Source organism: Spiroplasma sp. hyd1 (genome assembly GCF_016082235.1).
GTDB classification, from domain to species: domain Bacteria; phylum Bacillota_I; class Bacilli_A; order Mycoplasmatales; family Mycoplasmataceae; genus Spiroplasma; species Spiroplasma poulsonii.
Genome location: NZ_JXYY01000062.1, coordinates 1 through 6,342 on the forward strand (window position 1 = coordinate 1; position 6,342 = coordinate 6,342).

The 6,342-nt window shown below is 29.4% G+C and carries 8 protein-coding genes; all 8 read left to right on the top strand.

The features are described from left to right. Positions 1 to 190 precede the first annotated feature (190 nt). The 8 genes from TS70_RS05665 to TS70_RS08710 are packed head-to-tail and all read left to right on the top strand — an operon-like array spanning position 191 to position 6,068. A complete protein-coding gene (locus TS70_RS05665; protein WP_198049670.1) occupies positions 191 to 877 on the top strand; it encodes an SGNH/GDSL hydrolase family protein in 687 nt (228 codons plus the stop codon). 37 nt (positions 878 to 914) lie between these two features. Continuing rightward, on the top strand, positions 915 to 1,490 hold the full coding sequence (gene coaE / locus TS70_RS05670) for a dephospho-CoA kinase (RefSeq protein WP_040093862.1): 576 nt from the start codon (positions 915 to 917) through the stop codon (positions 1,488 to 1,490). Then, a complete protein-coding gene (locus TS70_RS05675) occupies positions 1,490 to 2,209 on the top strand; it encodes an RsmE family RNA methyltransferase (RefSeq protein ID WP_198049671.1) in 720 nt (239 codons plus the stop codon). Before coaE ends, TS70_RS05675 begins: the two co-directional genes overlap by 1 nt. A 12-nt stretch (positions 2,210 to 2,221) precedes the next feature. After that, the gene (locus TS70_RS05680; protein ID WP_198049672.1) at positions 2,222 to 2,797 is read left to right on the top strand and encodes a hypothetical protein; all 576 of its coding nucleotides are present in this window, start codon (positions 2,222 to 2,224) and stop codon (positions 2,795 to 2,797) included. Between the two features lie 44 nt (positions 2,798 to 2,841). Then, a complete protein-coding gene (locus tag TS70_RS05685; protein ID WP_198049673.1) occupies positions 2,842 to 3,501 on the top strand; it encodes a hypothetical protein in 660 nt (219 codons plus the stop codon). Positions 3,502 to 3,554: 53 nt separating this feature from the next. Next, positions 3,555 to 4,550, top strand: a complete 996-nt coding sequence (locus TS70_RS05690; protein WP_198049674.1) for a Gfo/Idh/MocA family protein — start codon at positions 3,555 to 3,557, stop codon at positions 4,548 to 4,550. Further along, complete coding sequence (deoC, locus tag TS70_RS05695) at positions 4,537 to 5,199, top strand: deoxyribose-phosphate aldolase (protein ID WP_198049675.1); 663 nt, start codon at positions 4,537 to 4,539, stop codon at positions 5,197 to 5,199. The genes TS70_RS05690 and deoC overlap by 14 nt, the downstream gene beginning before the upstream one ends. A gap of 29 nt (positions 5,200 to 5,228) precedes the next feature. Further along, positions 5,229 to 6,068, top strand: coding sequence for an aldose epimerase family protein (locus tag TS70_RS08710; protein ID WP_198049676.1), 840 nt, complete (start codon positions 5,229 to 5,231; stop codon positions 6,066 to 6,068). Positions 6,069 to 6,342: the final 274 nt, after the last annotated feature.

The following is a 6,342-nucleotide window of genomic DNA, read 5'->3' on the forward strand; positions in this document are numbered from 1 at the left end:
TTAATAAAAAAGGGTATCGCAAGAAGTCTATTAGTACAATATTTGCGAGTTTATCAAGATTTAAATAATGCTTTACGTAGTTTATTTGGTTTAGCATGAATTATTTCCTTTTTTCAAAAAGTTTTAAAAATTAAAGCATAATTAATTATAAGTAAGATAAAATAATCGTATAGAGGAGAGAGTGGTTTCAATGAAGAAAAAAATTGCAATTTTAGGAGATTCATTAACATTTGGTTATTTACCAATGGGAAGTGGTAAGATGCCAGAAGCGGATAATTGACCGGCAAAATTAGCAAATTTATTAACTCAACATTATCAAACAACAGAAATTGAAATTCAAACTAATGCACAGCCAGGACGAACAATTATTAAACCATTAATTGATTTTGGGTTTCCACAAGATAATGGGATGAATAGTTTATTAGCATTGTACCAAAAAGCGAGTCCGTTTGATTTGTTTATCGTTTTTTTAGGAACAAACGATTATTTTGGTTATGATGCGTATGCAAAGTTAAAAGAAATCGCAGACTATCCAATTGAAGAAAAAATCGTTACTTCATTAGGACAATTAATTAATCAAATGAAAAATTTTCATCGTGATAATCATGAAGAAATTAATTATAAAATATTAGTTGTTTGTCCACCAAAAGCATTAACAATGCATAATGGTGAATTATTAACTTCATTACCAAGTGCTTATCAAAAATATTTTGCTAATTTAACAATTCCTGTTGTTAATTTACAACTAACTGCTAATCCACATGTAGAAGATCAAACAACATATGATGGAATTCACTATACGCCATCTGAAACTTCAGCGGTAGCACAAGCCATTTTTGATGTTATTATTAATGACAATTTATTAGCAGTAAATTAATGTATTTTGTAAAACATTGTGAAAGGAATAAATAAGAATGATTCTTGGTGTTTATGGTTATATTGGTACGGGTAAAACTAGTGCTTGTGAATATCTGCAAAATAAATATCATTTAACTTATTTAAACGCTGATCAAATTGCTAAAGAAATTATGCAGGAAAAAACTACTTTAATATTTTTAAACAAAACTTTTCCTGGGGTTGTTAAAGATGGCGTTTTAGATCGCCCTTCTTTAGGAACAATTATTTTTACTAATCAAACAGCTAATACAAAGTTAAATAGTTATTTGTGACCAAAAGTAAGAGACAAGATATTAACAATAATTAATAATAATCCGGCGCAAGATTTTTTAATTGAAGCGGTGGGACTTAATATCTTACCTTTAACTTTTAGAGCTAAGATTTTGATTACAGCTAGGGAAAAAACAGTTTTAGCACGAATTGCCGCTCGTGATCAACAATCAGCATCGCAAACAAAACAATTATTAAAAATTCAGAAGGCTTTATTTAAAGATATTAAACCAGACTATCAAGTTAAAACCACTGCATCATTACAATTTTTATATAATCAATTAGATGAAATAATGAGAGAAATATTAGGAGATAAACAGTAATGCATCGTTTTTTTGCAATAACATTAGAACATAATTATTTTGTTTTAACAGCTGATGATGTTAAACAAATTAAACAAGTTTTACGCTTAAAAGATAATGAACAAATCATTTGTATTTATAATGCTGAACATTATTTAACAACAATTGAAGTTGTTCCAGCACAAAATTATTTATTTAAGTTAACAAAAAAATTAAAACAAAATCACGAAAGTTCAATTAAGATTCGTTTAATTGCTGGTTTAATTCGCAATACAAAATGAGATTATTTATTGCAAAAAGCTACTGAATTAGGGGTTAATGAAATCATTCCCTTTCAGTTTAAACGTTGTGTGGTACAATTAAAAGGTGAAAATAACATTAAAAAAATTGAGCGTTGAACAAAAATTTGTAAAGAAGCTAGTGAACAATCATATCGAAATCAAATCCCTTTAATAAGTAATGTTGAGAGTGATTTAAAAGTTTTACAAAAATATCAGAGTGATGTGAACCTTGTTTGTTATGAAAAAGTGGGGCAAAATTCACAACTAAAGGATTTTTTACACCAAGACTTTACAACAGTTACTATTGTAATTGGACCAGAAGGTGGCTTTACGGCAGAAGAAATTACGGTTTTAACAGCGAATGGTTATAATCTAGTTTCACTAGGACAACGTATTTTGCGAGCAGAAACAGCACCGTTAGCTATTTTAGCAATGATTATGTATGAAAAAGAGTTATAGGAGAAAATAAGAATGACAAAAGTAGTATCGATTAAAGCACTAGTTAGTGTTGCAAATATAATATTATATACCGCTTTAGTATTAATTTTTTTAATTCTAGGATTACAAAAATGAAATATTGCGGCAGTAACAGGATATAAAATTGGTTATGTCTTAATTGGCTTTGCGACTATTATTTTTATTATTTATCATTTAGTTCGAATTAATGAATTGAAAAAAACTCCATTCCAATTATTACGTAAGCATATTATTTTTATGCAAGTTTTTTATATTGGTCAATATTTAATTTTTGATATTAGTTTATTTTTTTTAATTTTAGCTAATGCCAAAGTTTTAAATCCAACGCAAATTTGTATTTTTTGATATGTTTGGTTTCCAACTGTTTTTGTTGGAACAATTGCTTTTTCTGTTTTAGAGTCAATTGTTCGTGTTGAAGAACGAATTTTTATTGTAAAGAAAAATTGGCAGGACTCTGAGTTATGAGAAAAAGAACAACAAGAATGTGATGATAAGCTAATATTAGAAAAAAAAGATTCCACAAAAAAAACACAAAATCCTTTTTTTGATGATGATAAAAATAGTAATTAGTTTATAATTAGTGCAAAGGATAATTAATAAAGGAGTATGAAGAAATGAAGAAATTTTTAGTTTTACTAACCAGTATTTCATTAACAACAGTCGTTAGTGCAAATGTTATTGCATGTTTACCTCAACCAAAAGATGACGGGAATAATGCTATTGGTGATAAATTAGATTTAAGTTTATTTGCTTTTGATAAAATAGGTAATAAATTTAATTTGAAAAAAGATAATGTCATCGAAAATAATCAAGTTGATTTAAAAACAGGAATAACAAAAGGAATTCAAGACCTTGCGTCAATTTATTTACCTTGAAATGAAGTTGACGTGACAGTTTCAGCTATTACACCAAAACCAACTTTTAAACAAGTATATGTTAAAATGCAAGCAAAAGATGGGGCAAAATCAATTAAAGGTTCAGTAGTGTGAGGAAATGCCGAAGCAAAACCACCAACATATGTTGATCTTCGTCCTAGTTTAAAAGATTGACAACCAGAAGGACAACAAACATTAACTGTTAGCGCAGAAGGTGAATTAGAAGCAGCAGCTTTTACAGCGTTAGGGGGAGCCGCTCTAGGCAAAACCACTTTAACAGAACTTGGTTTAAGAGGGAAATATGATCAAGCAAGTAATTCTTATACTGTTTCAGCTGATGGTACAACAAGTGATTTCTTTGCAACGAGTGATCTTATTTTTAATGCAGTTATTAAGTAAATAATACTACCAACCACTTAACAAAAATGAAAGGTGCATAGTGAGGTGCTTTTATGTTAAAGATTGGAACAATTGGAACTGGGAATATTGTTAGTGAATTTATTGAAGCTTGTCGGGAAGTAACGGGAGTTGAAGTTAGTTGTCTTTACTCGCGTAGTTTAGAAAAAGCGAAAATTTTTGCGTTAAAAAATAATTTATCAGTGCGAATAGTTGATAATTTTGAAGATATGCTTGATCATATTGATATTATTTATATTGCTTCCCCAAATGGGTTACATTATCAACAAGCAAAATATTTTTTACAGCAGCAAAAATATGTTTTAATTGAAAAACCAGCAACTTTTTTAGCGCAAGAGTTAATTGAATTAAGAGAGGTAGCGATTATTAATAATGTTTTTTTAATGGAAGCTTTTAAACCAATCCATTTGCCAGCATATCAGGTTTTACAAGAAAACGTTAATCGAATGCATCCTTTTTTAGCAACATTTCATTGTAACCAATATTCAAGTCGGATGAAAGAAGTTTTATTAGATGATTATAATTCTGTTTTTGATGAAATCTTAGGGAAAGGTTCGTTATATGATATGTTAATTTATCCAGTTGAACTAGCGGTGGCATTGTTTGGCCCAGTGAAAGATGTTAAGGCAATGAGTCATAAGTTAAAAAACGGTGTTGATATTAACAACGTTGTTCTCTTACGTCATCATAGTAATATTTTAACAAATATTGTTTGTTCAAAAGCAGCGGTTGGGATTAGTGCTAGTGAAATTTTAAGTTATGATGCAACAATTAATTTTACTAATTTAACAAAATTAGAAACAATTAGCGTATATAACCGTTTAACAAATAAAACAACGATGATTCCCTTACCAGCTGAATATCAGAATAAAATGTATTATGAATTACAACATTTTGTGAATATAATAAATACAGGGAACTATTCTGAAATGCAACGCTTATTAGATTATTCTATTGCTGCAATTCGCATTTTAGAGGCAGTACAAGTTAACGAAGAACAACAGGGAGAACTATTAAATGAAATTAAATAAATATATTGATCATACTTTATTAAAACCAGATGCCACAACGACGGATATTAAGCAGTTATGTCTTGAAGCAAAACAATATGATTTTGCTGCAGTTTGTATTAATCCAACATATGTATTATTAGCTAATGAATTATTGCAAGATAGCAATGTTAATGTTTGTGTTGTTGTTGGCTTTCCATTAGGAGCAAATACCACAGCAACAAAAGTAACAGAAATTACTAATGCTTTACAAGATGGCGCCAATGAAATTGACATGGTAATGAATATTAGTCAGTTTAAATCAAATAATTATGATTTAGTAGCAGCTGATATGATGGCATGTAAAAAAGCGGCCGGAACAGCTGTTGTTAAAGTTATTTTAGAAACATGTTTATTATCAGACGCAGAAATTATTAAAGCATGTCAATTAGCTGAACAAGCAGGGGTTGATTTTGTTAAAACGTCAACTGGTTTTAGTAAAGCAGGAGCAACAACAGCGAATGTCAAGTTAATGAAAGAAACAGTTGGTAATTGTTTGCAAGTTAAAGCAGCCGGGGGCGTTCGTAGTAAAGCTGATGTTTTAGCAATGATTGCGGGGGGAGCAACTAGAATTGGAACTAGTGGTGGTGTTGCTATTATGCAAGATAAAACACACTTAACGGGCTATTAATTAAAACAAATAGAAAAGTGGGAAGAAGAATGTACATTTTAAAAAATGAAAACTTAACAGCACAGATTAGTAAAAATCCTTTTGAATTAGTTTCATTAAAAAAAGATGGCAAAGAATATGTTTATCAACAGGATAGCACTTGAAAAAAATCATGACCAATTTGTTTTCCAATTACAGGAAAATTAATTAATGACCAATATCGCCTGGATGATAAAACATATCATATGACAGGGCATGGTTTTTTCCGTGCTATTACTGACTGAAAAGTTGTTACACAGACAACGGAGATGTTAGTTGTTGAGTATGTTGCAGCAAAAACTTTTTATGACCAATATCCGTTTACCTTTAAACTAGAAGTAACATATCAATTAGTAGGAACTGAGCTAATTAATAAGGTTAAAATTACTAATCTTGATTCAAAACCATTACCTTATAATTTTGGGTGGCATCCAGCGTTTATTTGTGATGATCATTTAGGAAAAATTATTTTTGATCAACCTCAAATAGTTACGCATATTCCTGGCGGTGCTTTTTTAGGAACAACAATGACAACAGAAGTTAAAAATGAAATTGGATTAGATGAGTATGATTTTGCGACAGGGCAATGTTACGCTTTATTAAATCAAACAACTGAACAAGTATTAATTGTTGATCCAATCCAAGTTATCGGCTTAACAACAAAGGGTTATCCTAATGTTTTGGTTTGAAAATGTCAAAATGATGCAAAATATATTTGTGTTGAACCATGAGATGGTCATCAAGATGATGTTAATTATGCAACAACACCATTTGATCAAAAACCATGAATTAATCATCTTGCTCCACAAGCAACAAAAGAATATTTATTACAAGTTGAATTAAAAAAATAAAACCTCTTAATTTCTTAAGAGGTTTTAATCAATTAAATGAATATTATTTTAAAGGTTACAATAACCAAGCAGGGGGGCTGCTTGATGCCTAAAGAAAATATTGGGTAGGAAAATATGATCAGTAGATTTTTTATTGTAAAAAGTTTTTTACTTTTGTAAATTGTAAATGCAAGTGCAACAAATCTATTAATTAAATAATAACATAAAAAAGACATAAAAAATGTATTATATTAATTAATATCAAATTGGAGGAATATATTAGACTTCTTGCGAT